Raw genomic sequence first — 23,383 nt, forward strand, 5'->3', positions numbered from 1 at the left:
CCTACCCGTGTAGGAGCCAGAACAACGTCGCCGTTCTCAACTCACGAGGAGGCATCCACTACGGACCTGTCGAAGGCGCTCAGAAGAGCGAGGATCGTCCGCGCGGTTTCATCGGGTCTTACGCCTGGTTCAACGCAGAGACGTTGTCCCGCGAGCTCGAAGCCATCGGCGAGAAGAAGATGGCCAAGCGAGTCAGCGAGACCATGTCTGTCGACGAGGCCGACGAGTTCGGCCAACGCCTGCTTGACCTGGCGGAAGAATTCCAGGGCCGCTACCGCGACGTTCCCGCCGAGAAGCGCCCTCGCATCTCCGAGTGGGTCTCCTTCTGGGATGACGAGAGCCGCGACTGGATTCTCAAGCCCTACAACACCAGCGTCGAACGCGTGGTGTCCCTGCTCGAACGCGGCGGAACCTGGTTCAAGAAGGTTTCGTCGCTGGGCTCGGGCGTGGCTTCGTGCTTCTAGAGCGAGCGGCGTACCGTGCGAACCGGCCGGGCGCGTGAGTCGTTCGGGTGCGAGGGCGGGGCAAGCCAGCCTCGCGTCTCACGGCCTGGAGATGGAGACGGGTTCCGGACAGGTTGTCCCGAAAACCGCTCCGCGAGAGCGCCGACGGGAGTCTTGCAACGCCCCGCTTCTCGCACCCGATTTTCTTTCGGACTCGCGCCGCCCTCCGGCCATCCCGGGCGCGGCTCGTTCCCCGGTCCGGACCCATCTGAGGCGCGATCGGTCATCGAAGCTGGATTCTTTTACTTCGGTAACCACAAACCTATGGGCCTTGATCTCTATCCGTCCCCGTACCCGTGCCGGGGCAAACGTCCCACCCTGCCCGGCTCGAAAAAGATCGACGCACGCGACTACGAAGCGACCGAGTGCGCATTTCGAGACGGCGACCACCCGACCGAGCCTTGCGAAGCCCACTGCTGGTTCAAAGGAGAAATTCTTGTGCGCGAACTGGAGGCGATCAACGAGCGGAAACTGGCGAAGCGCTGCTTCGCCGACATGTCCGCCCGCAAAGCCGGAAAGTTCGGCAAGAAGCTCCTCGACCTGGCGTGGAAGCTCCGCGAGCGCTACCGCGGGATGCCGCCGTTCGACAAGCCGCCGTGCTTCACCGAGCGGGTGTCCTTCTTCGACGAGAAGAACGGCGTGTGGACGCTTCGGCCCTACACCACGACGCTCGAACGCGTGGTGGACATTCTCGAGAAGGGCGGACGCTGGTACAGGAAGGCCTCTTCGCTGGGCTCCGGCGTGGTGGCCTGGCATTAGCGCCGCCCCTCGACCGGATGCGCCGGAGAAACGCGCGAGTCGCCCGGGGGGAAGAGCGGGGCTCTCCAGCTTCGTGATCGGCCGCGGCCTCGAGATGGAGGCGGACTCGGGACAAGCCGTCCCGCGAGCGTCTTCGCGACAGTCCCGGCGACAAGAGTCTGACGACGCCCCGCTCTTTACCCCCGATTTCTTTCCTTCGAACCCGCGCCGCCAGCGAGATCCGTTGACGGCTTCCATCCCGGGATTGTCCTGCCCGAGGCGCGCACGGACAGGGAGGCCGATCATTTACTCACTGACCACACGCGTATGGGACTCGACAATTATCCAAGACCGTACCCTTGCGAAGCCAAGGGTAAAGCCGTGCACGACAAGGACGGCAAGATCGACTGCGACGCCGCTGATTGCTGGTTCCGCAACGACACACATGTCCGCGGTCTGTTCGGGTCGTACTGCTGGTTTCGAGGAAAATGCCTGGACTGGGCGCTCGAATTCGTGGGCGAGGAAGAGCTTGCGGCACGATGCTACAAGAATCTCTCCGCGATCCGAGCCGGACAGTTCGGCCGCAGGCTCCTCAAACTCGCAGACACCCTCCGCAAAAAGCCGCGCAGTGTCGCTCACGGAAAGCAAGCCAATGGCGCGAAGTCGAAGAAGTCGTCCGGGCACAAACACGAGCAGGAGCTCGAGACCTCGAGCGAGAGCGACTACGAGGAAGCGCTCAAGACGATCGAGGGGGGCGGGCGATGGTACGGCAAGGTCGCCGAATTGGGGTCGGGCGTCAAAGCCTGGTTCTAGGAGAACCGAGCATTGGCGCGGGCGCGCGGGTTTTGCGGGGAAAGGGACGGGGCTCGCCGGCCTCGCGTCCGACCGTGTCCTCGAGGCGGAGATGTTCTGGGACCAAGCCGTTCCGCGGATCTCTTTGCGACAGAACCGGCGACGGGTGTCTGACGACGCCCCGTTCCTTGTCCCCCGTTTTCGTCTGCCAATCTCTCGGTGTGCAAACCCCGAGAGAACCCGAGAGAGGAGAACATGGGCGACGCCAAGTCGGAACCTCCCGGTCTTTGCGATGCGGTAAAAGTAGCTGACGCAAATTCCGCGATCGACGGGATCGCCGACGCGCGTCGCGACAGCAGTCGGCGGATGCGGTCATGAGCCGCAACCGGGCGAATGCGATAGCGGGCGGCGTGAACGATCCACCCCGGAGATCCGGCCGGGTGTTGAGAAAATGTCTTCCGACGGCGCCCGCCGGGACCCGCGGTCCGTGGCTCACGGCCGCCCAACTCACCGGGTACCTCGCGCTACCGTCCGAGGGCGCGGTGCGCGAGCTGGAACGTCGCGGCGTTCTCCCGGGGCATCGGCTCGGCGGCAGCCTCCGCTTCAGCCGGGTCGAAATCGACGCGCTCCTGCTGAAGAGCAGACAGCCGACGCTGGATGAAATCGCCGAGGGCGCGCGGGTGGATATCGTCCCCGTAGACGGTTTGGGTCCGTTGCTGGATCCGGAAAACGCGTCCAGCTACCTCGGCCTTCCTTCTGTCGATGCGCTCAACCACCGTGTCCGTCGGGGAGAGGTCCCCACCTACCGCGTGGGCCGGCAGCTCCGCTTCAGAGAGGCCGAACTCGACGCTGCGGTGACATCCCGCCGCCGCGCCGTGGCGTGCAACCGCGCGTTTTCGCCAAGTCAGACGTTGACGCACGATCGTGCTCTCCTTATTGATGAAGGTGACGCCCGTTTGCCGAGGTGAAAGGAGGTGAACGAGGATGGGCGTCAGGAAGTACAAGAAGAGAGGCAGGGAGTTCTGGAAGATCGACACGTGGCTCGAGCTGACTGACGGCAGCTCGAAGCGGTTCAAGAAGGCGGGTATCCCGACGCGCGAGATGGCGACAGCGCTTGAGCAGAAGATGCGGACCGAGGCGTTCGAAGGACGGTACTTCGACCGGCCCAAGGCGAAGCCGCTCACCGTGGCCGAGGCGTGGAAGAACTACGCGCCGGTCGCTGAGCGGGACACGCAGGATCCGGCGACCGACGTCGGCCGCGCGAAGCACTTCATCCGGCACCTGGGTTCGCGACGGGCTGCGTCGCTCACGCTGAAGGACATCGACACGTACCGCGAGAAGAGGAAGATCGAACCGTCACGCAGGGGAAAGACGCCGGCTGTGAGCACCATGAACCGCGAGGTCGCGCTGCTGCGGCACGTACTCAACCACTCGGCGAAATGCGGCGATCTGGACCGCAACCCGCTCCTCGGCGTGAAGATGCTCAATGAGGACAACGTGCGTGACGTGGCCATCGGCGAGAGCGAGTTCGAGACGCTGTACGGGTGCGCCGAAGCGCCGCTCAAGCCGATCCTGCTCATGGCGTTCGACACCGGCATGCGCAAGCGGGAGATCCTCGATCTGCGGTGGGAGCAGGTGAACCTCAAGGCGGGCACGGTTCGGCTCGCGGCGAGGGACACGAAGAGCAAGCAGCCGCGAGTGATCATTCTCACGGGCCGCGTGCGAGAAGTTCTGGAGAAGCTGCCTCGGTCGATTTCCGGCTACGTATTCGTGAACCCGGACACGGACAAACCGTGGAACCAAATTGTGAAGGTGTTCCACCGGGCGCGCAAGAGCGCCGGGCTGCACAGGCTGTGGTTCCACGACCTGCGCCGCAGCTTCATCACGAACGCGCGCCGACGCGGCGTGGCCGAGTCCGTGGTGATGCGGTTGAGCGGTCACCGGACGCGCGCGGTGTTCGAGCGCTACAACGTGGTGAGCGAGGAAGACCTGCGAGAAGCCGTGCGCGTGATCGAACTCGGCAGCCGGACTGAGACGGGCAGAGAGAAAGACGGATCGGTGAACTCATGACGGGCAAGGGGTTACGGTTCGAATTCTGGTCCCAGTTTGGTACCAGTTTGCTTTTGTATCGCGCCTACGAAAAAGCCCCGCGAGCGGAAAACCGCGCGGGGCTTGAGTTTTTCTGGCGCGCCCAGCAGGACTCGAACCTGCGACCCCCGGTTTAGGAAACCGATGCTCTATCCACCTGAGCTATGGGCGCTCTCGAAAACCGCAATGTTGACGCCTGGTTAAAAGTTCGTTCACGGAAGCACAAATACCCAAACACGAAGTGTGACCAAACTGTGTCCAAGCCTCAACAAAACACACGTTCATAGACCACTCGCACTCGCTTTATCAAGCTCGATCTTGCGCCCGGTCTCCAGCTTCTCGACAGCCTCCAGAAGGTCGTCGTCGTCGACGATGTTGTAGCGGTCGAAGACGTGGCGGTTCCTTTCATGAACCCGCGTCACTGCTTCTCGGTCGTGACGAGCGGTGGGGCATCGAGAACCGAGCTGGCGTCCAGGATAGGCGCGGCGTCGAGGCTGTCCGCCTCCATCATGATGACGATCTGCCGCAGTGCGCGATCGATCGCAGCCTGTTCGTTCTTCGAGAGCCCGCGCAGCCGTGTCGCGAATCGCTCCTGGAGGCCCGAGGGCGCGCTCCGGATGATCTTCCGCCCGTTATCAGTGAGCAGGATTCTGACAGCACGGCGATCCTCGGTGCTGCGCTCGCGGCGAACCAGCCCCTGCATCTCGAGCCGGTCGACGATCCCCGTGACTGTCGCCTGGCTGAGCGAAACGGCCTCGGCGAGTTCGCCGTGTGTGATCCCATCCTGGGTCGACAGCCGGCGCAGGCATACGAGCTGCGGCCCGGTCAGGTTGTGCTGGCGCGCGAGCTGCCGGCTGTGCAGGTCGACGGCGCGCATGATCCGGCGCAACGATCTCAGGATGCTGTCATCGTAGATGCCGGTTCCGTCCGTTCCGTCCGTTCCGTCCAGGCGGCTTTGCGGCCGTGTCGAGGTGGTCTTCGAGCGTCTTTTCATGTCGTCCCTCGGGTATCCTCGCGCCTCTGAGTTGTACACGGGAGGTCCTCGATTTGCTCTAATTTAGTGTACTAAATATATTGACGCTAATTTTTACATCTCTTATCATTAGTGGTCCAATGAAAATGAACTTCTCGAAACCGTTCGCCGCCCCTCTCGCCAAGTGGACTACCCGCGCCGTAGCCGCAATCGCCGTCCTCTTGGCGGTCCAGTGCACGCCGGCGTACCCGACGTGCCGCCGCGACACCCATTGCCCGGGCACGCTGTGGTGTGTCGACGGCCTGTGCGGCAGATGCCGCGACAACAGTGACTGCCCGGTGGGGGAATACTGCACGAACCGGGCGTGTGTGGCAGTCCAGGGCCAATGCCGTAGGCATTCGGACTGTCTGTCCGGTCAACGCTGCATCAAAGACACCTGCCTGAAGCCCGCGTGCGAAGCAATCGGGGATTGCCCCGCAGGTCTCATCTGCAAGGACTTCACTTGTATTCCTGACGTCGAAGAGGTGAAGAAGCCCGAGTTCCCAATCGACCGCGGGGCCAGCAAGAGCAGCCTTGACGGCCTGCCGTCCTCACCGCGGGGATGACGCGGACCTCGCGCATCGTCTCGATCCTCGTTTTCACAATGGTGACATCCTGCGCGTCGAGTCGAAACTCGACACCGGATGAAGAACCGTGGACACCTTCCGCGGTCGATGCGCTTGCGGCTACGGAGGAAGGGGCCGAGGCGGGCGCGCCTTCGCAGCTGACGCCCCGACCGCGCGGGGCCGAGCCGGCAGCCGGCAGATCCGCTCTGCTCGTCGTCGTCGATACATTGAATGCACAGCATCTCAGCGCGTACGGATACGGCCGGGCTACGAGCCCGAGCATCGATGCGCTCGCAAGGAGCGGTCTCACCATGACCGGCTACGTCTCGAACTCCTCGTGGACCCGGCCGAGTTACACGACGATCCTGACGGGACAGCCCAAGCGCGTACACGGCGTGGAGCTGAACGGCCACAAGCTCTCCGACGACGTCGAAACCCTTGCCGAGCGGTTCGCAGAAGCCGGCTACCGGACCGCGTCGTTCGTCGGCAACCCGCTCGTCGGCGCCGACGTCGGCTACTCCCAGGGTTTCGAGGTCTATGTCGACACGAAAACGATGGGGCGGATGTTCCCGTCCGACGAAGCGCTGGTCGACAGGGCGATCCGCTGGCTCGCCAGGGAGGATCCGCGACCGTTCTTCCTCGTCGTCTTCCTGACGGCACCGCACGCGCCGTATCGCCCACACTTGGGGTACCGCCGTTTCCTCGAGGAGGTCCCGGGCGGCAGGATCATCGAGCGGCCGCGCCGCGAGTATCGCCAGCCCTTGCCAGCACCGGATCGGGACCGGATCGTCGCCGCCTACGACGGTGAGGTGGCGTTCGCGGACGCCCAAGTGGGTCGGCTGATCGATTTCCTCGCAGCCGAAGGTGCGCTCCCACGGACGACGGTGCTCGTGACCGCCGACCACGGCGAGGCGTTCGGCGAGCACAACTGCTATACGCACACCTACCACATGTGGGAACCGGTCCTGCTCGTACCGTTCGTTCTCGTCGCGCCGGAAATCGGATCGAAGAACGTTCGGGACGATCGTCCCTACACCCACATCGACATCGCGCCGACCCTGCTCGATCTCGCCGGAGTCGACTACTCCGGCGACGAGCTTCCGGGAATATCGATCGCACGCGTCCTCAGGGGGACGGCCGAGGTCGACAGGGAACGGCTCGTCTTCAGCCAGTACGACGCGCACGGAGTTCGCCGCGAAGCGGTGCGCAAGGGGCGTTGGAAGCTCGTCCACCACCACGCGGTTCCGAAGAGCGCCGCCTCCCGCCTCAACGATCTCTCCCAGGGCTCGGCCCCATCGCGCCCACGAGATCTCCCGAGCCTGGCATGGGACGGCGAGCGGTACGAGCTCTACGATCTCGTCGCCGACCCCGAGGAGCGCCGGAACGTCTACGACGAGAACTCGGGTTCCAGCACGCTCCGGGATCTCCGGAGAGGGATGGAATCGAGCCTGCGCGGGACGACCGTCTCGGGCCCCCTTTCCGAGGAAACGATGCGGGTGCTCACCGCGATGGGCTACATGCGATCACCGACTGACGCAGAGGAGCCGGCGAACCGGAGGAGGTGATGATGTCGGGTTTCACCGAGCACCTGCCTGGGTTCCTGCTCCAGCACGGCCCCCTGGCGGCGCCGTGGTGGCAGTGGCTGCTGCTCGGGCTCCTCGCGGCCGCATCGCTCCCCATCGGGCTGGGGCTCGCGCGCCTGACCAGGCGCATCCTCCGACGCGTCGCGTTCCGTACGCAATCGCGGATCGACGACTTGATAGTGGCAAAGACGCGCGGCCCGTTGATGTTCGTCTGGGCGATCGCGCTCCTGCGACTCTCGCTACCGTGGCTCGGCGTCGACGCCGCCGTCGCCGACCTCGCACGGGAGGTTCTGCACACCGGGCTGCTGTTCGTCCTGCTCTGGGCGCTCTCGCGGGGCGTAGACGTCATGCGCGAGGCGATCGCATCCTCGGCGTGGGCCAAGGAGCGCGCCGCGTCCAAGGCGCTCATCCGGCTCGGCGGTCGGATCGCCAAGATCGCGGTGCTCGCCGCCGCGGCGGTCACGCTGCTCGCCGAGATGGGCTACCCGGTCGCATCCCTCCTGGCGGGGCTCGGGATCGGCGGGATCGCGCTCGCGCTGGCTGCGCAGAAGACGGTCGAGAACCTGTTCGGCGCCTTCTCCCTCGGCATCGACCGCCCGTTCCGCGAGGGCGACTTCGTGCGGGTCGAGGACTTCGTCGGGACGGTCGAGGCGATCGGGATCAGATCCACGCGGTTCCGGACGCTCGACCGGACGCTGATCAGCATCCCGAACGGCAAGCTCTCCGAGATGCGTTTGGAGTCGTTCTCGGCGCGTGATCGCATCCGCCTCGCATGCACGGTGGGGCTCGTCTACGAAACGACGGCGGCGCAGATGCGGCAGGTGCTCGCCGGGCTCGAACGCGTGATCCGGGAGCACCCCAAGATCTGGCCGGATGTGATCGTCGTTCGCTTCGCCGAGCTCGCGGACTCGTCTCTGAACATCGAGGTGATGGCGTGGTTCGAGACCGCGGACTGGGCGGAGTTCCAGCTCATCCGGCAAGAGGTGCTCCTGGGATTCATGGATGTCGTCGAGAAGGCGGGCACGAGCTTCGCGTTCCCGACGCGCACGGTGCACCTAGCCTCGAGCTAGCTGTTCTCAACAGAAAGCGCTATTCGGGCACAATGGACGAGCCCCTTGTACCCGAACCGTCGCTTCAGGGCAACGTCGGTCCGGGCGTCGGTCCGGACGTCGATTCCCGAGGATCGTCTTCAGCAGTTGTCCGTCCAGCAGGCGCCTTCGCACGTCGCGAAGGGGTCGCACTCGAGATCGATGCAGTCGCAGACGCAGCCGAAGTAGCCGGTCTCGGAGTCGCACGGCGTCTCGTAGCCGTCGCACGCGATGCCGGACCCGTTGATGAAGCAGCTCTCGCAGGTCCCCTGATCCGGCCATCCCCAGCCGCCGCACTCGAACACCTTGGTGCACACCTCGGCGACGGTCGACGGCGTGCACGCATCGGTGTCGGTGTCCGAATCGGTGTCGGTGTCCGAGTCGGTGTCGGTGTCCGAGTCCACGTCCGTGTCCGAGTCGGTGTCGGTGTCCGAATCGGTGTCGGTGTCCGAGTCGGTGTCCGCGCCGCCGTCGTCCTCCTCCTCGTCCTCCTTCTCGCCGCAAGCGAGCGGCGACGCGAGCACGAGCGCGAGGATGGCGAGCAGCGCGATGAGCGTGTCCTTCCTCATGATATCCTCCTTGGATTCCCCTCGACGTTGATGCCCGAAACTATATACGCACCTCGGCCCGTCGCCAACTCCGCCGCGGTGGAAATCCTTGCCTCCCCGCCGACGGATCGGGGATAAAAGACGCGATGCCCTCCGCAGCCCATCGACGTCGCGCGCTCGGGTGCGCCTGCCTCGTCCTCGCGGCATGGCTCGCCCCCGCGCCTTCGGTCGCTGATCCCGCCCGCAGGATCGTCGTCGTCATCTCGCAGGCGGATGCGGACCCCATGACGGAGCGCGCCCTCGACGCCATCGGCGCGGGCCTCGTCGACGTGCCGGTCACGCTCGTCCCGCGGCGCATCGCCGGCTGGGACGACGCGATCTCGAACCGCGTGGACCACGCCCGGGACGCGGCCGCCTCGACCGGCGCCATCGCGGTGATCTGGCTCGACCTGTCGGCGCCGCAGCACGTCTTCCTGTTCATCGCGGACTCCACGGGCGGGCGCGTCCTCGTGCGGAACGTGCAGACCGAAGCGCAGGACGTCGAGGCGCAGCTCGAGACGCTCGCCGTGATCGTGCGCGGCTCGATCGAGGGGCTGCTCGCGGGGGGCAGGATCGGCGTGGAGCGGCCGGTCTCGAACGCAGCGCCGGCGGACACGCCCGAGCGGCTCGGCGCGTCGATCGGCTACGCGCTGCAGCTGTTCGCGCCGACGGATCCCATCGTCCACGGCGCCCGCATCGAGCTCCGCGTCCGCGCGGCGCCCGTGCTCTACGTGCTCGCGGCGTACAGGCTCGACCTCCCCGTCGAGGTGGAGTCGCCCGAGATCGCCGCCGACATCTGGTCCCACCCGATCGAGCTCGGGCTGTTCGGCGAGTGGCGGTTCTCCCGCTGGCGGCTCGACGTGGGGGCGTGCGCCGTCGTCGACATCGTCACCTTCCGCGTCACGTCGCGCGACTGGACCGTGGACGCCAGGGAGCCGGGCGCCGAGGTCACGGCCGCGATCTACCCGTTCGTGCGCGTCGACCGCATCGTCGGGCGGCTCGCGTCCGTCTTCTTTTCCATCGGGATCGACATCGAGCTGTACAACCACCGGTACGTGGTGACGACCTCTGACGAATCGAGGGTCGTCGTCGCCCCGTGGAGGGTGCGGCCCATCTTCGAGCTAGGAGCGAAGGTCACGTTACTGTAAGTTCCGTCCGAAACCCGATGTCGACGCACCACAAAGACAAGGTCTCGGAGAGCGCAACGGGGCGCTCCGACGAGAGCGCGGGCAGCTTGGGCGATCTCCGGGAAGCACGAGAGGCTGCCGCCGATCGCGACGCCGCGCGGCGGCTGCTGGAACGAATAGGGCCCCGCGTGCGCCACACGGTGCGGCTGCTCGTCGGGCGGGACGATGAGATCGAGGACTACACGCACGCATGTTTCGTCGCGATCTTGGAGAACCTCGGGAAGTACAAGGGCACGGGGCCGATGGAGGCATGGGCAGGACAACTGACATACCGGGTCCTCATGCGGCAGCTCAAGCGGCGGCGCCGGAGCGAACGGACCGTGACGCTCGTCGCCGAGGACGCCGGCGTGATCTCCACGACACCCGAGCGGGAGGCCGTGCGACGTTCGCGGATGGAGATGTGGGCGAAGCACCTGCACAAGCTCCCGGACAAGCGCAGGGAGACCCTGGTGCTGCGGCTCGTGTACGGCTACTCGGTCGCCGAGGTCGCGCGGCTCATGGACGCTCCGCTGAACACGGTTCGCGACCGGATTCGGGTCGGTTTGCGAGAGCTCAGGCAGAGCCTCGGGGTCGATCCTGCGGCGATCGAGCTGCTCGGAAGCGGCCATTTTGAGGATACGGATGGGGAGTGAGTCCCACAGCGACGCCAGGAACGAAGCCAGAGAGCGCTTCTTCGCGCTGATCGAGGCCGAGTTCGCGGACGAGCGCACGCTCTCCGAAGAGGAGCGCCGGTTCGCGGAGCGCCTCGCCGCGGAGGATCCGGAATGCCGCGCCTTCTCGGCCGCGGTCCGGGGGCTCGCGCACCCGGAGCCGGTGGCGCCAGCCGCGATAGATCGAGCGATCCGCGAGCACGCGCGCACCTCCAGAGACTCCCGCCGCCGGGGCATCGCGGCGTTCGCGTTGACGACCGCGGCCGCCGCGGCGGTCGCGGCGATCGCCCTCGCGCTCGTGTTCGACGAGCCCGGGGAGCGGAGCGCGCCCGCGCGGGACGCGGGGCCGGCGTCGTTCCTCGCGGCGGCGGGCGGCACCCCGGCGGGCGCCGGACACGTCTTCACCACGACGGGCTCGCCCCTCCTGCTGCGCAGCGACACCGACGTCGCGGTCGGCCTCGACAGCTCCAGCTCGATGGGCGTGGCCGCGCTTGACGAGGAGGTCGTCGCCCTCCGCCTCGAACGGGGGCGCGTGGCGATCCACCTCGTCCCAGGCGGATCCCGCCGGGTCAAGGTGATCACGCCGCTGTGCGAGATCGCGGTCACCGGCACCGTCTTCTCGGTCGCCGTCGAGCCCGACGAAGTGCACGTGAGCGTCGTGCGCGGCTCGGTGCTCGTCTCGAGCACGGCGCGCGCCGAGGGCGCGCGGGTGATCGCTGGGCAGAGCTTCGCGTTCCGGGCGGACGACACGGCCCCGCTCGACGGCGGCTCCGCCGGCGCGATCCTCGCGCTGCTGGAGCTGCGCGACGCCAACGCCGCGGCGTCCGAGGAGATCCCGGAGCCGCCGGCCGCGGCCGCGCCGATCCAGGCCGACGCGGGCGCCTCGCCGCAGAAGCGCGGCGGGGACGTCCGGGCGAAGAACGGCAGTGCCGCAGCGGCCGACACCTCGACGCAGCCAGTCGTCGAGACCCCCGACGATCTCATCCGCCGCGCCCGCGAGCACGTCAAGGCGCAGCGCTGGGCGGACGCGATCGCGGCGTACCGCCAGATCGGGCGCGACTTCCCGCTCCGGCAGGAGGCGATCACGGTGCGGGTGCCGCTCGCGGAGATCGAGCTCGATCACCTCGGCTCGCCCGGAGCGGCGCTGACCGACTACAGGCACTACCTGGCTGCGGCACCGAACGGCCCGCTCGCCGAGAACGCGCTCTTCGGCGTCTGTTCGGCGCTGCGGCGGATGGGCCGCACGGCAGACGAGGCGAGCTCTCTCAAAGAGTTCCTCCGTCGATTCCCCCAGAGTTTGCACGCGCCGGCGGCGAAAGTTCGGCTGGAGGCGCTCGAGAACCTGTAGGAATGAAATATTGTTGTTACTGAAAAAAATACTTCTTTAGTGTCCGTCCATTTGGTACCTTTGTGGCACTAATAGAGGGAAAGAAGCGGAGGATCCAAAATGACAAACGTGATTCGTATCCTGATTGTTTGTTCCCTGATGCTCATGGGCGTCGGCGGCCTCTACGGCGGCTGCAGCGACGATAGCTTCGACGACGGGCTCCCGTCCGACACCGACACCGACAATGACACTGACAGCGACTCCGACTCCGACAGCGATTCGGACAGTGACTCCGACAGCGACACCGACACCGACTACGACAACGACTGGCAGTGCCTGATCTGCGGTTGAGCCGCGACAGACCCCGCCCGCCGCGCCACGCCCCTCTCCCGACGGGGCGGATCCTTCAACGGAACGTGACGACGTAGGAACGCGCCGCTGCCCCGTCTTCCGCGGCGGTCGCGCGCCCCGGGAAGACGAAGTCGCGCCCGCGGATCATCGCGGAGATCACGTGCTGCACGTTGTCGATGCGGATCCGCATCACGGTCTGCGACTCCGCCACGCCGCCGATGGCGTCCTCGGGCGTCGGCATCCAGAACGCGTCGTGCGCGGTGAGCTGGCCCTTCTCGAGGAACGCGAGCGTCCAGCCGAGCTGCGCCGTGATCGAGCCGACGTCCGCACCGGTCGCTCGCCCGAGCGCCACGGCCGACACCATCGCCTCCGCCGCGGTCGCCGTGCCGCCGACGTGCGGCGTGAACATGTGGGTCACGGACATGCCGCCGACGTCCTCCGGGAACGGCGTGTCGCCCGGCGCGTGGCAGAGCTTGTCGTAGTTGTCGCCGATGGCGAGGCAGAGCTCGGCGTACTCGGGCTTCGGGCGCGCGGCGAACATCTCCTCGGCGGCGAGGCACGACCAGTGCTCCTGGCCGAAGAAGTACGTCCCGAGGAAGTGATCCCAGTACGGGCCGGCGAGGTGGTCCATCCCCCGCTCCGCCGCCTCGAGCGCCGCTTCGTCGCCGAAGGCGCGCGCGTACCGGGCGAGCGCGAAGACGCCCTGCTGCGAGGCGTAGAGCTTCATGGAGTCGCGATCGACGCCGCCCTTCGCGCTCCAGTCGTGATGGAAGAAGCCGTCCTCGCGCTGCATCGCCATGATGAACGCGGCCACGCCGCGCGCCGCGGGCTCGAACCTCCCGCTCCCGGACGCGATCCGATGCTCGGCGATCGCGAGCAGCCCCAGCGCGGACGATCCCAGGTAGCAGCCGCCGCGCTCCACGAGGCACCGCGACCCGTCGGGACCGTCTCCGAGCTGCGCGACGAACCTGTCGAGCGCGCGCTCCGCGGCGTCGGTGAACCCCGGCTCCCCGAGCACCCTGCCGACGAGCGCCAGGCTGTACGCGGTGCCCGCGTGCCGCGGCCAGTTGTATTGCTCCCTCACGTCCTTGTCCCGGAGCGGCGCGTAGTGGTAGCGGAACATCCCGTCCGCGCGCAGCGCCCGCACGAGGTACCGCGCCCCGGCGCGCACCGCGGCGTCGATCCTCGCCCTCGTGAGCGGCGGGCGCTCCACGGTCCCCTTGAGCAGCCTCCGCGGGCGGAGATCGTCGTCCTCGACGACGGAGATCGCGGCGAACCGCCGGATCCGCGAGGGCGCGCCCACGGCGCCGATCTGATCCCCCTGCCGCTTCACGGCGCTCGACGCCTGCCGGGCGTCCAGGCCGATCTTGAACCGGGGGTCGAAACCGGGGAGCGGCCTGAAGCTGCCGTACCGCTGCAGGCGGACAAGCTCGCTCGGTGGGACGTAGATGCGCCGGCCGGCGGACTCGCCGCTCACCCCGTACCTGCCCTCGACGAACGCGAGGCTGAAGGTGATCCCGCCCTCGGGCACCCACCCGTCGGCGATCGCCGCGTCCAGCGCGAGGCGCACCCTGTGACCTCCGGCCGCGAGCGCCGCCCTGGATCGGACGAGCTCCGCGCCGAGCGTCCGGATCGCCGCGCCGAACGGCTCGTCGTCGATCTGGTGGACGCGCCACCGCGCGCCGTCCCTCCAGATCGTCAGGACGAGGGGCACGTGGTCGCCCTCGACGCCGCCGCCCGGCACGAACGCCGCGGGCCCTGCGCGGCCGTCGAGCACCGCGCGCAGGTGCCGCAGCGCGTCCTTCGCGCCGTCCGCGGTCAGGGCCGTCGTCCGCTCCATGGCGAACGGGAGCGGCGCGAGCACCGCGGCCGAGACGAGGACGATCGCCGAGACCGCGCCGAGCCGTGCGACGCCGGGCGCCCTCACGGCTCCTCCGCGCGCCGCCTGAGGAAGTGGATCTCGTGCCCCGGGATGAGCCAGAACAGCACGAGCACGAGCGCCGCGAGGACGAACGCGATCGCCCCCGCGGTCTGCCCGTTGTGGCCGTACAGCCCGTAGAGGTACGAGGCCGCCGCCACGATGAGCGCGGCGAACGCGAGCCCCATCACCCAGTAGACGAGGCAGACCGCCATGGCGACGCGCCGCCCGAGGCGCCCGCCGAACACGAGGGCGAAGGCGGCCGCGATCATGAGCACCGCCGCGGCGCCGAGCGTCCAGTTCAGCGCGCCGGATCGCGCCGGGGCGACGAGCGGGATCGCGCCGACCAACGCCGCCTGGACGACGTTGAGGACGCCGAACAGGATGATCTTTCCGTCTCTTTTCGAACCCACGTCTCGCTCCTCGTCGAGGGCCGCGCCGGCGGCCGTCAGAAGTGCAGCAGGCTGTGCACGCTCGATACGTCCGCGAGCTTGCCGCGCCCGGACAGGAAGTCGAGTTCCACGACGAACGCGAGCCCGACGATCGTCGCGCCCGCGCGCCGGAGCATCCGCACCGCGGCCGCCGCCGTCCCGCCCGTGGCCAGGAGATCGTCGACGACGAGCACGCGATCGGCCGGGCCGACCGCGTCCGCGTGCATCTCGAGGGCGTCGGTGCCGTACTCGAGGGAGTACTCCTCGCGCACCTTCGCCGCCGGGAGCTTTCCGGGCTTCCGGATCGGGACGAACCCCACGCCGAGCCTCTCGGCCACCGGCACGCCGAAGATGAACCCGCGCGACTCCATCCCGGCGACGGCGGTCACCCCGGCGCCCGCGAAAGGCGCGGCGAGGAGATCGATTGTCGTCTTGAAGCCCGCGGGATCGCGGACGAGCGGCGTGATGTCCTTGAAGAGGATCCCGGGCTTGGGGAAGTCCGGGACGTCGCGGATGAGTCGCCTCACGGCGTCGAGCTCTCGGGTCATTCGTCGTCCTCCTTTCGGGGCAGGTGGCGGAGCGGATCCTCGGGGGTCTCCCCGCGCCGGACCTCGAAGTGGAGGTGCGGCGCCGTCGCGGTACCGGTGCGCCCGACCGACGCGATCTTCTGCCCGCGCGCGACCGCCGCCCCGTCGGCGACGTCGTTCGCGGCGTTGTGGGCGTAGACGGTGATGAGCCCTCCGTCGTGCTTCACGAGGATCATGTTGCCGTAGCCCTTGATCCCGTCGCCGCTGTATACCACGCGCCCGCTCTCGGCCGCGACCACCTGAGTCCCCTCCGGCGCGACGATGTCGATGCCGTCGTGCTGGACGCCCCCGTGCGCGCCGAACCGCGCCGCGACCTCGCCGCGGGCGGGCCACTCGAGGCAGCGCCCGCTCTTCGGATCGCACTCCGCCGCCGCCTTCGCCTCCGGCTTCGCGAGGGGCTTCGGCGCGATCGGGGTCGCGCCGGTCCCGGGCGGCTCGCCGCCCTCCCGGGTCGGGACGAACAGCTCGCGCCGGTCCGCGATGGCGAGGCTCGCGGGAAGATCGTTCAGCTCGGCGACCACCGCGGGATCAGCGCCGTGCGCGCTCGCGATCGACTCCACCGTCTCGCCCGGGGCGACCTCGTGCCAGACGCCGAGGAGCCGCTCGGGCGCCACGTTCCGCGGGCCGCAGCCGCCGAAGGCGAGCCCGAGGGCGACGGCGCACCCGGCGAGCGCGGAAGCTCTCATGCCGCGCATCCTATCACGGGCGGCGGGCCGGCGAAAAAATCGCCGGGGCGAGCAGCCCGCTCGCGGCTTCGGCCTGGGCCTCGCGATCGGTCTGGTCGACGCCGAGGAACGTCGCGGACGCGACGCCGTTCGCGATGAGCCAGCCGTCCGTGCCCGACACGCAGCGATCCCGGACCGGGGGCCCGCCGATCGCCCAGCGCGGCTCGCCGGTCGCCGGATCGACGCACGCGCACGCCTCCTCGGGGTAGGTGCGCTCGCCGAGCGGCGCGAGCGCCGGGCCGTCGAAGACCGGGCCGGGGTAGTTCAGGTTGAGCAGCCGCGGCGGTCCCGGGATCTCCGCCAGGGCGAGGGCGATATCGACCGCGCTCTTCGCCGCCCGCGTGTAGTCGTCGCCGCTCACGAGGCTCGCGGCCACGCCGTGGATCCTGCGGATCACCGCCTCGCGCGCGCCCGCGACCGTGCCCGAGTAGACGACGTCCGTGCCGAGGTTCGGGCCGCGGTTCACCCCGGAGATCACGACGTCGGGGCGCTTCGGCATGAGCCCGAACAGGGCGAGGTACACGCAGTCCGCCGGGAGCCCGCCCACGGCGAAGCGGCGCTCGCCGAGCTGCACGGCGCGGACCGGCGACATCAGGGACATCCCGTGGCTGCAGGCGGAGCGGGGCGCGTCCGGCGCGCACACCCAGAGCTCGACGTCGCCGCGAGCCATAAGGGCGTCGGCCAGCGCCTCGAGCCCCGGGGACTCGATGCCGTCGTCGTTGGTGATGAGAACGGTGCGCGTCGTCGCGAGCTCCTCGGTCGGGGCGAGAGGATTTGAACCTCCGACTCCTAGACCCCCAGTCTAGTGCGCTAACCAGGCTGCGCTACGCCCCGAAAAGCGATCCCTCTCTACCAGACCGATCCCGCAGAGGCAAGCGCCTTGGGCGCGCGAGAAACAACGGGGTGGCTCTCGCCTTCGCTCGGATGAGCACGCCCGCAATTTCGAAGTCTTCGTTCCCCGTCCTCTTGTGCTCCGAAACCGACGCATACCGGGGCCTACGGAATGCAGTCGCTCTCCCACCATACGATTTCGAAAGCGGCTGCGCCGAGCACGTCGAGGTCGCCGTCGCCGTCCATGTCCGCGGCGTACACCGAGCCTGCGCTGTCGAACTCCCCGTCCAGAACGTGCGCGGTCCAGGTCGAGCCGTCGCCCATGGTGTTCTCCCACCATGTGATATCGGCGGCGTCCCATGCCGTGCCGAGCAGGTCGAGGTCGCCGTCGCCGTCCACGTCCGCGGCGTACACCGAGGCAGCGCAGTCGAACTCCCCCTCCACCGTGTGCGCGGTCCAGGCCGAGCCGTCGCCCGCGGTGTTCTCCCACCATGTGATGTCATCGTCGAACGCCGCGGCGCCGAGCAGGTCGATGTCGCCGTCGCCGTCCACGTCCGCGGCGTACACCCCGAATGCGCCGTCGAACGCCCCTTCCACCGCGTGCGCGGTCCAGGCCGAGCCATCGCCCGCGGTGTTCTCCCACCATGTGATGTCATCGTAGAACGCCGCCGCGCCGATCACGTCGAGGTCGCCGTCGCCGTCCACGTCCGCGGCGTACACCGAGGCAGCGCCACCAAACTCCCCGTCCACCGCGTGCGCGGTCCAGGCCGAGCCGTCGCCCACGGTGTTCTCCCACCATGTGATATCGGCGGCGTTCCATGCCGCGCCGAGCAGGTCGATGTCGCCGTCGCCGTCCACGTCCGCGGCGTACACCCCGTACGCGCCGTCGAACGCCCCGTCCACAGTGTGCGCGGTCCAGGCCGAGCCGTCGCCCGCGGTGTTCTCCCACCATGTGATGTCATCGGCGTCCGCCGCCGCGCCGAGCAGGTCGATGTCGCCGTCGCCGTCCACGTCCGCGGCGTATACCGACTCTGCGCCCTCGAACTCCCCGTCCACCGTGTGCGCGGTCCAGGCCGAGCCATCGCCCATGGTGTTCTCCCACCACACGATGGCGTTGGTGAACCATTCCGCGCCGACCACATCGAGGTCGCCGTCGCCGTCCACGTCCGCGGCGTACACCGAGGTCGTGGTGCCTTGCTCCTCATCCACTATGTGCTCGGTCCAATTGGGGTCACAGTAACTGTCGGTTTCCGTGTCCGTATCGGTATCGGTATCGGTATCGGTATCGGTGTCCGTGTCGGTGTCCGAGCCCGCGTCGGCGTCGCCGGGCGAGCCGTCGTCAGAGCACGCGGGCAGCAGGGCCGCAGCGACCACCCATGTCCAGAGCATGTTCCTCATCTCGCACCTCCCATAGCTCGGACAAAGCCACTTTCGGTTCGGGCAAGTTCATAGGATCCGATCTGCGATAAAACTCCTACGTTTCCCGGACTATATCACAGCTGGGAGAGCACGACCGCGGCGGAAGTGGCGTGACCATTTTTGATTGAGGTAACGACCTCCTCTCGCGGCCCTTGATCGCGAGCCCGAATGCTGATTGATCCCATGAGTCATGCCTCTCGTGTGCCCGGTGCGCGGTTGCGGTGAGCCCCTCGCGTGGGAGGAGCGGCGGTGCGTCTGCCCCAAGGGCCACGCGTTCGACACGGCGCGATCCGGGTACGTGAACCTCCTCTCCCCGCAGGACAAGCGCGCCAGGGAGCCCGGCGACTCCAAGGAAGCCGTTCGGGCCCGCGGCCGGCTGCTCGAGCGAGGATTCGGCGCGCACGTCCTCGAGGCGCTCACCGCGATGCTCGCCGCCCGCGGCGCGAAGGCCGGCTCGACCGCGCTCGACGTGGGGTGCGGAGAGGGCTTCTTCCTCTCCTCCATCGCCGAGAGGTTCCGGCTCGAAGGGTACGGCGTGGACCTCTCCACCGCCGCCCTGACCGCCGCCGCCCGGCGCAACGGCGCCATCAGGTGGATCGCAGCCAACGCCGACAGGCGCCTGCCGTTCTTGGACGGCGCGTTCGATTTCATCTTCTCGATCACGTCGCGGAAGAACGGCGCCGAGCTCCACAGCCTGCTGCGGGGCGACGGCCGCGCGATCGTCGTCGTCCCGGGCCGCGACGACCTCGCCGAGCTGCGCGAGGCGGCGCTCGGAAAGGCTGTCGCGCGCGACCGGGCCGCGCGGGTCGAGGAGCTGCTCGGCGAGGGGTTCTCGCTCGAGGAGCGGGTCGAGGCGCGGGCGATCGTCCACGCCGACGGGGACGCGCTGCGCGATCTGCTCGCCACGACCTACCGCGGCGCCCGGCGCTCGGCCAAGGAGCGGATCGCGGCGCTCGACGCCATGGACGTCACGCTGAGCGCGGACGTGATGTGCTTCCGGAAGGCGTGACGACACCCCGCGTGCGCTACGGCGCGTCGTCCCTCATGCACTTCCGGCAGAACGGCCGGCGCGGCACGTCGCTTACCTGGACCGTCCCGTAGAACGCGTTCTCGTAGAGGCAGAGCGCCTCGGCGCCCTCCTTCGCGAACGAGATCTTCCTGCCGAAGTAGGGCGGTCGTCCGGGACTCGCGAGCGACACCAGCACGGGTTCGTCCAGCGGCAGGCCGTCGAACCGCGCACCCTTCTTCAGCGTGATCTCCCGCTTCTCGCCGTTCACCGTGACGATCGCCCGCGCGTTGCGCGGCGTGGGCGACGGCCCGTCGCCGAACATGTCGACCGACATCCCGCCCTTTCCCGGCGTCTCGCTGTAGTCCAGGGGTGCGACGCACAGAGTTCCCCCGCGCGCGACCGAGGCGTCCGGCGCGGACGCGTCCCCGGGGCTCGCGTCGGGCTCCGCCTCGGGCTCGGCGTCGGGCTTCGCGCTGATGACGATCGCGGTCTCCGGGGTTCGCTCCGGCGCCGCAACCTCTCGAGCGGCCGGATCCTCCCGGCAGGCGCACGCGGCGAGCAGCGCGAAGATCGCGATCCGCAGATCGCACATCCTAGAACCCCACCGACAGCTTCACCGTGAAGCTGTTCCAGATCGCGTTGTCGATGCCGTACGACGTGTAGCCGAACGACGGCGTCACGACGAGCGTCCGCGCCACGCGGCAGTCGATCCCCGCCTCGGCGCCGAACGCGCGGACGACGTAGACGAGATCCCGCCCGAAGCGGTTCTGGACGAGCCCGCCGACCCCGGCCCGCGCGACGATGTACGGCGAGAACCGCCACGGCAGCTGCACGCCGGCCGACACGCTCTCCACGAACAGGAGATCGTCGCGGTGATCGAGCGCGCGCACGCCGATGGACGAGGACAGGCCGACGCGCACCCTGGTCTTCAGGAGGTTCACGTCGATCTCCGCGCTCGACACGGGACCCGAGTCGTCGCCCTCCCCCATCCACGAGAACCGCGCGCCGACCGAGGTGAGCGGCGCCCCCCTGCCCCACAGCGACGTGCGCATCAGGCTCTCGAAGCCCTCCGCTGCGCGCCGCTCCTCCTCCGCCCGCCGCTGCCGCCCCTCCCACATCCGCCGGCGCCGCGTCTCGAACTCGGAACGCAGCCGTTCGTCCTCGGCCGCGAGCTCCGCTTCCCGCTCCGCGCGCGGCCGCCGCTTGTGCTCCGCCGCCTCGTCCCCGCGGCGATCCTCTCCGAGCCGCGCGTGGCGATCCCCGTAGTCCGGCTCCGCCTCATCCGCGCGCCGCCTCTCGCCGTCGACGTCGTGGCGGGTGTACTTCGGCTTCGGGCCCTCGCCGTCGTCCTGCGCGCCGTCGGGCTCCTCCGCCGGCACCGGCTCCGGCCCGTGTTCCACGGGCTTGCCCTCGGCCCCGAGATCCGTGCCGTCGTTCGGGCAGACATCTACGTCGTCGTCGAAGATCTGGCCGCAGACCGGGCAGCGGACCTTCTCGGCGGCCTCGGCGATCCCGGCCGCGCACGACAGCGCGAGCGCGACGGCGAGGGCGAGGCGTGGGGCGAGCGCGCTCTCCATCAGTGCGCCCCGGAGGCCCTCGGCTCGAAGCCGTCGAGGAGCAGGCGGAAGTCCTCTCCGGCGATCGATCCCCTGCCCCAGAGCGACATCACGACCACGGAACCGCCCTCGAAGATCAGCTCGGCCACCCGGCTCTCCCCCCGCGAGGCGCGCTGCACGATCCCGAGATCCCCGGCGCGGTTCTCGTACGTCTCGGCGGCCTCCACCGCGAACCCCTCACCCTCCCAGTGCGCGCGGCGCGCCCCCGCCTCATCCGCGACGCTTGCCGCCCCGCTCGCCCACGCGCCGAGCCGGGCGCGCGCGCCGGGATCCGGGGTCTCGCCGCCGGGATCCTCCGAGGGGTCGAGCAGGAGTGCGGGCGCCTCGTCCGAGAACCCGTGGACCCGCTCCCACGGCGGCTCGAGGACGTGGAAGTGGAACGCGCCGTCCGGGTGCTCGCAGACGTCCCACAGGGCGTAGGGCTCGGCGCCGTCCACGGGATCGCACGCGGCAATAAGCCCGGAGGACGCCGCCGCGAGGGCGATCGCCCGAACGGCGAGGCGCAGCCGCTCGCCGGAATTCATGGGCAGCTCAACGCCGCGGCGTAGATCTCGCCCGCGTAGGTCGTGTCGGCCGGCGTCGACCGGTTGTCGTGCCACGCCGCGAGGTACCCGCCCCCGATCGCGAGCGCCGGCATGACCGACCGGCCGTCGGCGGTGCTGATCTGGAACGGCGCGTCGAACGACCCGCCGCCGCCCTCGATGAGCGTGACGAACACCTCGGCCTCGTTCGGATCGCCGCCGTTGACGCCGGGCTGCGCGTCCCAGGCGAGCGCGTACGCTCCCGCGAGCGCGTCGAACGCGAGCGACGCCTCGCCGATGTAGTACGCCGGAACCACGGTGCTGTTCAGCGCGTCGCCGACCGGGACCCCGTCCGAGAGGACGCCGGCGAAGGCCCCGTGCACGTCGAGCGGCCGGAACATGATCCGCTTCAGGGGCGGCTCCCGGTCGTCGCGCCAGACGAGGCCCACCTCGTCCGCGCCGTCCCACGCCACATCGATGGGGCGCGATGCCGTGAGCTCCGGGGTCACGTAGGTAGGCGCCGCCAGCGCCGTTCCCGCGTCGCTCGACTCGATCGTGACGACCTGCTCGGTCGTCGACGCGATGACCGCGGTCAGGAAGCCGGTCGCGGTGCCGGTCACGATCGGCCAGTGCTCGTCCAGCACGATCCCCGTGAGCTGGTGGTTCACGTCGCCGGCGGTGTCCACCAGGGCGCCGGTCTCGAGATCGAGCACCGCCATGTACACGTCGTGGCCGGTCGAGGTGTTCCGCGCGTCCGACCAGACGATCCCGATCCTTCCGGCGGTCCCGAGGTCGGGCGCGAACGCGGCCTCAGGGTAGCGCGAGTTGAACGCGTCTTCGTCGGAGACCTGCTCGAAAGGCGCGGCGAGGACGCCGTCCGCGTCCAGGAAGCCGATGTAGATCTCGTAGGTCGAGGTGGTGTAACTCCAGCCCTGCATCACGAGCGCGTAGCCCCCGGCCGCGCCGAGCCACAGGAGCGACGGGAAGTTCCCCGTCGTCCCGGACGAGACCGCGTGCAGGGAGCCGGCGACGAGCGCGCCGCCCGAGTCGAGCCGCGCGAAGTACACCTGGCCGTAGGTCGTCCCCGTGTAGTCCTGCCACGCCACGCCGTACCCCGATCCGTTCGCCGCGGCCGACGGGTAGTTCGTGGCGCCGGTCGTGTCGCTCACCTGCTCCTCGGCGCCGACCGTGCCGCCGGCGCAGCCGCCGCCGCCGCACGCATAGCTCGGATCTCCGGAGCAGGTCTCGCCCGGATCGCAATCGGTCCAGTCGACGGTGTAGCCGCACGTTCCCGGCACGCTCGCCGATCCGGCGCACGCCGCGTTGCTGCACTCGCCGAGCGCCGGGCAGTCGAGGTCATCGACGGTGTACGCGCAGTCGAACGACGTGTCGCACGCGACGTCCCCGCACTCCGGCGTCGCGCAGAGCGCCGCCTCCGCCTCTTGGGTGCAATCGAAGACGCCCGCGTCGGTGTCCAGCGCGCAGCCGACCGCGTCGCACTCGCCGTCCGGCGGGCAGTTGGCCGCGTTCGCGGTGTACTGGCACACCGCCTTGTCGATGACCTCGACGCACGCGCGGTCCGCGCAGCCGTTCGCCGGGCAGAGGCTGCCCGGGCCGACGGAGTGCGCGCACACCCAGCTCTCCGACGCCGAGGAGTAGCTGCACGTCAGGCCCTGCGCGCACTCTCCCTCGAGCGCCGCGCACGGGTCCGTGTCCGGTTCGTAGGCGCAGAGCCCCGCGTCCAGATCGCAGCTCGCGATCGCGCACTCGCCCTCCTGCGCGCAGTCGTCTGCGTCGTCGCAGGTCTCGGAATCGGTGTCGGTGTCCGTGTCCGTGTCGGTATCCGTATACGTA

General features: G+C 69.0%; 25 protein-coding genes and 2 tRNA genes. 12 read left to right on the top strand and 15 right to left on the bottom strand.

The window, feature by feature from the left end:
* The 5 genes from M0R80_23060 to M0R80_23080 form a co-directional block, all read left to right on the top strand.
* Positions 1–464: hypothetical protein (locus M0R80_23060; protein ID MCK9462513.1), on the top strand; the 464-nt coding region annotated here is incomplete at its 5' end.
* A gap of 303 nt (positions 465–767) precedes the next feature.
* Complete coding sequence (locus M0R80_23065; protein MCK9462514.1) at positions 768–1,262, top strand: hypothetical protein; 495 nt, start codon at positions 768–770, stop codon at positions 1,260–1,262.
* Positions 1,263–1,622: 360 nt separating this feature from the next.
* Complete coding sequence (locus tag M0R80_23070; GenBank protein ID MCK9462515.1) at positions 1,623–2,054, top strand: hypothetical protein; 432 nt, start codon at positions 1,623–1,625, stop codon at positions 2,052–2,054.
* A 521-nt stretch (positions 2,055–2,575) separates the two neighbouring features.
* On the top strand, positions 2,576–3,001 hold the full coding sequence (locus tag M0R80_23075) for a helix-turn-helix domain-containing protein (GenBank protein ID MCK9462516.1): 426 nt from the start codon (positions 2,576–2,578) through the stop codon (positions 2,999–3,001).
* A 16-nt stretch (positions 3,002–3,017) separates the two neighbouring features.
* Positions 3,018–4,103 (top strand): site-specific integrase, encoded by a 1,086-nt coding sequence (locus tag M0R80_23080; protein MCK9462517.1) that lies wholly within the window; start codon positions 3,018–3,020, stop codon positions 4,101–4,103.
* Between the two features lie 113 nt (positions 4,104–4,216).
* Here the strand turns inward: M0R80_23080 and M0R80_23085 are convergent.
* From M0R80_23085 to M0R80_23095, 3 genes are all read right to left on the bottom strand, one after another.
* Positions 4,217–4,293 (bottom strand) — tRNA-Arg (locus tag M0R80_23085).
* Between the two features lie 109 nt (positions 4,294–4,402).
* On the bottom strand, positions 4,403–4,543 hold the full coding sequence (locus tag M0R80_23090) for a hypothetical protein (GenBank protein MCK9462518.1): 141 nt from the start codon (positions 4,541–4,543) through the stop codon (positions 4,403–4,405).
* Positions 4,540–5,115, bottom strand: coding sequence for a MarR family transcriptional regulator (locus M0R80_23095; GenBank protein ID MCK9462519.1), 576 nt, complete (start codon positions 5,113–5,115; stop codon positions 4,540–4,542). Before M0R80_23095 ends, M0R80_23090 begins: the two co-directional genes overlap by 4 nt.
* A 622-nt stretch (positions 5,116–5,737) precedes the next feature.
* On the opposite strand from M0R80_23095, the gene M0R80_23100 reads away from it, so the two are divergent.
* Both M0R80_23100 and M0R80_23105 read left to right on the top strand, forming a co-directional pair.
* Positions 5,738–7,264 (top strand): sulfatase-like hydrolase/transferase, encoded by a 1,527-nt coding sequence (locus M0R80_23100; protein MCK9462520.1) that lies wholly within the window; start codon positions 5,738–5,740, stop codon positions 7,262–7,264.
* Positions 7,264–8,352: a mechanosensitive ion channel family protein gene (locus M0R80_23105; protein MCK9462521.1), complete on the top strand. Its 1,089-nt coding sequence runs from the start codon at positions 7,264–7,266 to the stop codon at positions 8,350–8,352. The genes M0R80_23100 and M0R80_23105 overlap by 1 nt, the downstream gene beginning before the upstream one ends.
* A gap of 119 nt (positions 8,353–8,471) precedes the next feature.
* Here the strand turns inward: M0R80_23105 and M0R80_23110 are convergent, their stop codons facing one another.
* Positions 8,472–8,939, bottom strand: coding sequence for a hypothetical protein (locus M0R80_23110; protein MCK9462522.1), 468 nt, complete (start codon positions 8,937–8,939; stop codon positions 8,472–8,474).
* A gap of 125 nt (positions 8,940–9,064) precedes the next feature.
* Between M0R80_23110 and M0R80_23115 the strand changes: the two genes are divergently transcribed.
* The 4 genes from M0R80_23115 to M0R80_23130 all read left to right on the top strand — a co-directional run bounded on the left by M0R80_23115 (position 9,065) and on the right by M0R80_23130 (position 12,472).
* Entirely contained in the window at positions 9,065–10,105 is a 1,041-nt protein-coding gene (locus M0R80_23115; GenBank protein MCK9462523.1) for a hypothetical protein, read from the top strand.
* 17 nt (positions 10,106–10,122) lie between these two features.
* On the top strand, positions 10,123–10,776 hold the full coding sequence (locus M0R80_23120; GenBank protein MCK9462524.1) for a sigma-70 family RNA polymerase sigma factor: 654 nt from the start codon (positions 10,123–10,125) through the stop codon (positions 10,774–10,776).
* Entirely contained in the window at positions 10,766–12,142 is a 1,377-nt protein-coding gene (locus M0R80_23125; protein MCK9462525.1) for a FecR domain-containing protein, read from the top strand. The genes M0R80_23120 and M0R80_23125 overlap by 11 nt, the downstream gene beginning before the upstream one ends.
* 99 nt (positions 12,143–12,241) lie before the next feature.
* Complete coding sequence (locus M0R80_23130; protein MCK9462526.1) at positions 12,242–12,472, top strand: hypothetical protein; 231 nt, start codon at positions 12,242–12,244, stop codon at positions 12,470–12,472.
* A 55-nt stretch (positions 12,473–12,527) separates the two neighbouring features.
* Here M0R80_23130 and M0R80_23135 read toward each other — a convergent pair whose 3' ends face one another.
* The 7 genes from M0R80_23135 to M0R80_23165 form a co-directional block, all read right to left on the bottom strand.
* On the bottom strand, positions 12,528–14,399 hold the full coding sequence (locus tag M0R80_23135; protein MCK9462527.1) for a hypothetical protein: 1,872 nt from the start codon (positions 14,397–14,399) through the stop codon (positions 12,528–12,530).
* Complete coding sequence (locus tag M0R80_23140) at positions 14,396–14,803, bottom strand: hypothetical protein (protein MCK9462528.1); 408 nt, start codon at positions 14,801–14,803, stop codon at positions 14,396–14,398. Before M0R80_23140 ends, M0R80_23135 begins: the two co-directional genes overlap by 4 nt.
* Positions 14,804–14,838: 35 nt before the next feature.
* Complete coding sequence (locus M0R80_23145) at positions 14,839–15,369, bottom strand: adenine phosphoribosyltransferase (protein MCK9462529.1); 531 nt, start codon at positions 15,367–15,369, stop codon at positions 14,839–14,841.
* On the bottom strand, positions 15,366–16,094 hold the full coding sequence (locus M0R80_23150) for a LysM peptidoglycan-binding domain-containing M23 family metallopeptidase (protein MCK9462530.1): 729 nt from the start codon (positions 16,092–16,094) through the stop codon (positions 15,366–15,368). The genes M0R80_23145 and M0R80_23150 overlap by 4 nt, the downstream gene beginning before the upstream one ends.
* A gap of 13 nt (positions 16,095–16,107) precedes the next feature.
* Positions 16,108–16,818, bottom strand: coding sequence for a 5'/3'-nucleotidase SurE (locus M0R80_23155; protein ID MCK9462531.1), 711 nt, complete (start codon positions 16,816–16,818; stop codon positions 16,108–16,110).
* 74 nt (positions 16,819–16,892) lie between these two features.
* Positions 16,893–16,967: transfer RNA gene (locus tag M0R80_23160), tRNA-Pro, on the bottom strand.
* Positions 16,968–17,129: 162 nt separating this feature from the next.
* Positions 17,130–18,362, bottom strand: coding sequence for a VCBS repeat-containing protein (locus M0R80_23165; GenBank protein MCK9462532.1), 1,233 nt, complete (start codon positions 18,360–18,362; stop codon positions 17,130–17,132).
* Positions 18,363–18,573: 211 nt separating this feature from the next.
* On the opposite strand from M0R80_23165, the gene M0R80_23170 reads away from it, so the two are divergent.
* Complete coding sequence (locus M0R80_23170) at positions 18,574–19,392, top strand: methyltransferase domain-containing protein (GenBank protein MCK9462533.1); 819 nt, start codon at positions 18,574–18,576, stop codon at positions 19,390–19,392.
* 16 nt (positions 19,393–19,408) lie between these two features.
* On the opposite strand, the gene M0R80_23175 is transcribed toward M0R80_23170, so the two are convergent.
* From M0R80_23175 to M0R80_23190, 4 genes are all read right to left on the bottom strand, one after another.
* Positions 19,409–19,984: a hypothetical protein gene (locus tag M0R80_23175; GenBank protein ID MCK9462534.1), complete on the bottom strand. Its 576-nt coding sequence runs from the start codon at positions 19,982–19,984 to the stop codon at positions 19,409–19,411.
* Between the two features lies 1 nt (position 19,985).
* Positions 19,986–20,969 carry a hypothetical protein gene (locus M0R80_23180; GenBank protein MCK9462535.1) on the bottom strand — a complete coding sequence of 328 codons (984 nt, stop codon included), beginning with the start codon at positions 20,967–20,969 and terminating at the stop codon, positions 19,986–19,988.
* Positions 20,969–21,532 (bottom strand): hypothetical protein, encoded by a 564-nt coding sequence (locus M0R80_23185; GenBank protein ID MCK9462536.1) that lies wholly within the window; start codon positions 21,530–21,532, stop codon positions 20,969–20,971. The genes M0R80_23180 and M0R80_23185 overlap by 1 nt, the downstream gene beginning before the upstream one ends.
* Positions 21,529–23,383, bottom strand: a 1,855-nt coding sequence (locus M0R80_23190) for a hypothetical protein (protein MCK9462537.1), incomplete at its 5' end; no start/stop codon positions are given. The genes M0R80_23190 and M0R80_23185, both read right to left, overlap by 4 nt.

The organism is Pseudomonadota bacterium, assembly GCA_023229365.1.
In the GTDB taxonomy this organism is placed as follows: Bacteria; Myxococcota_A; Polyangia; order JAAYKL01; family JAAYKL01; genus JALNZK01.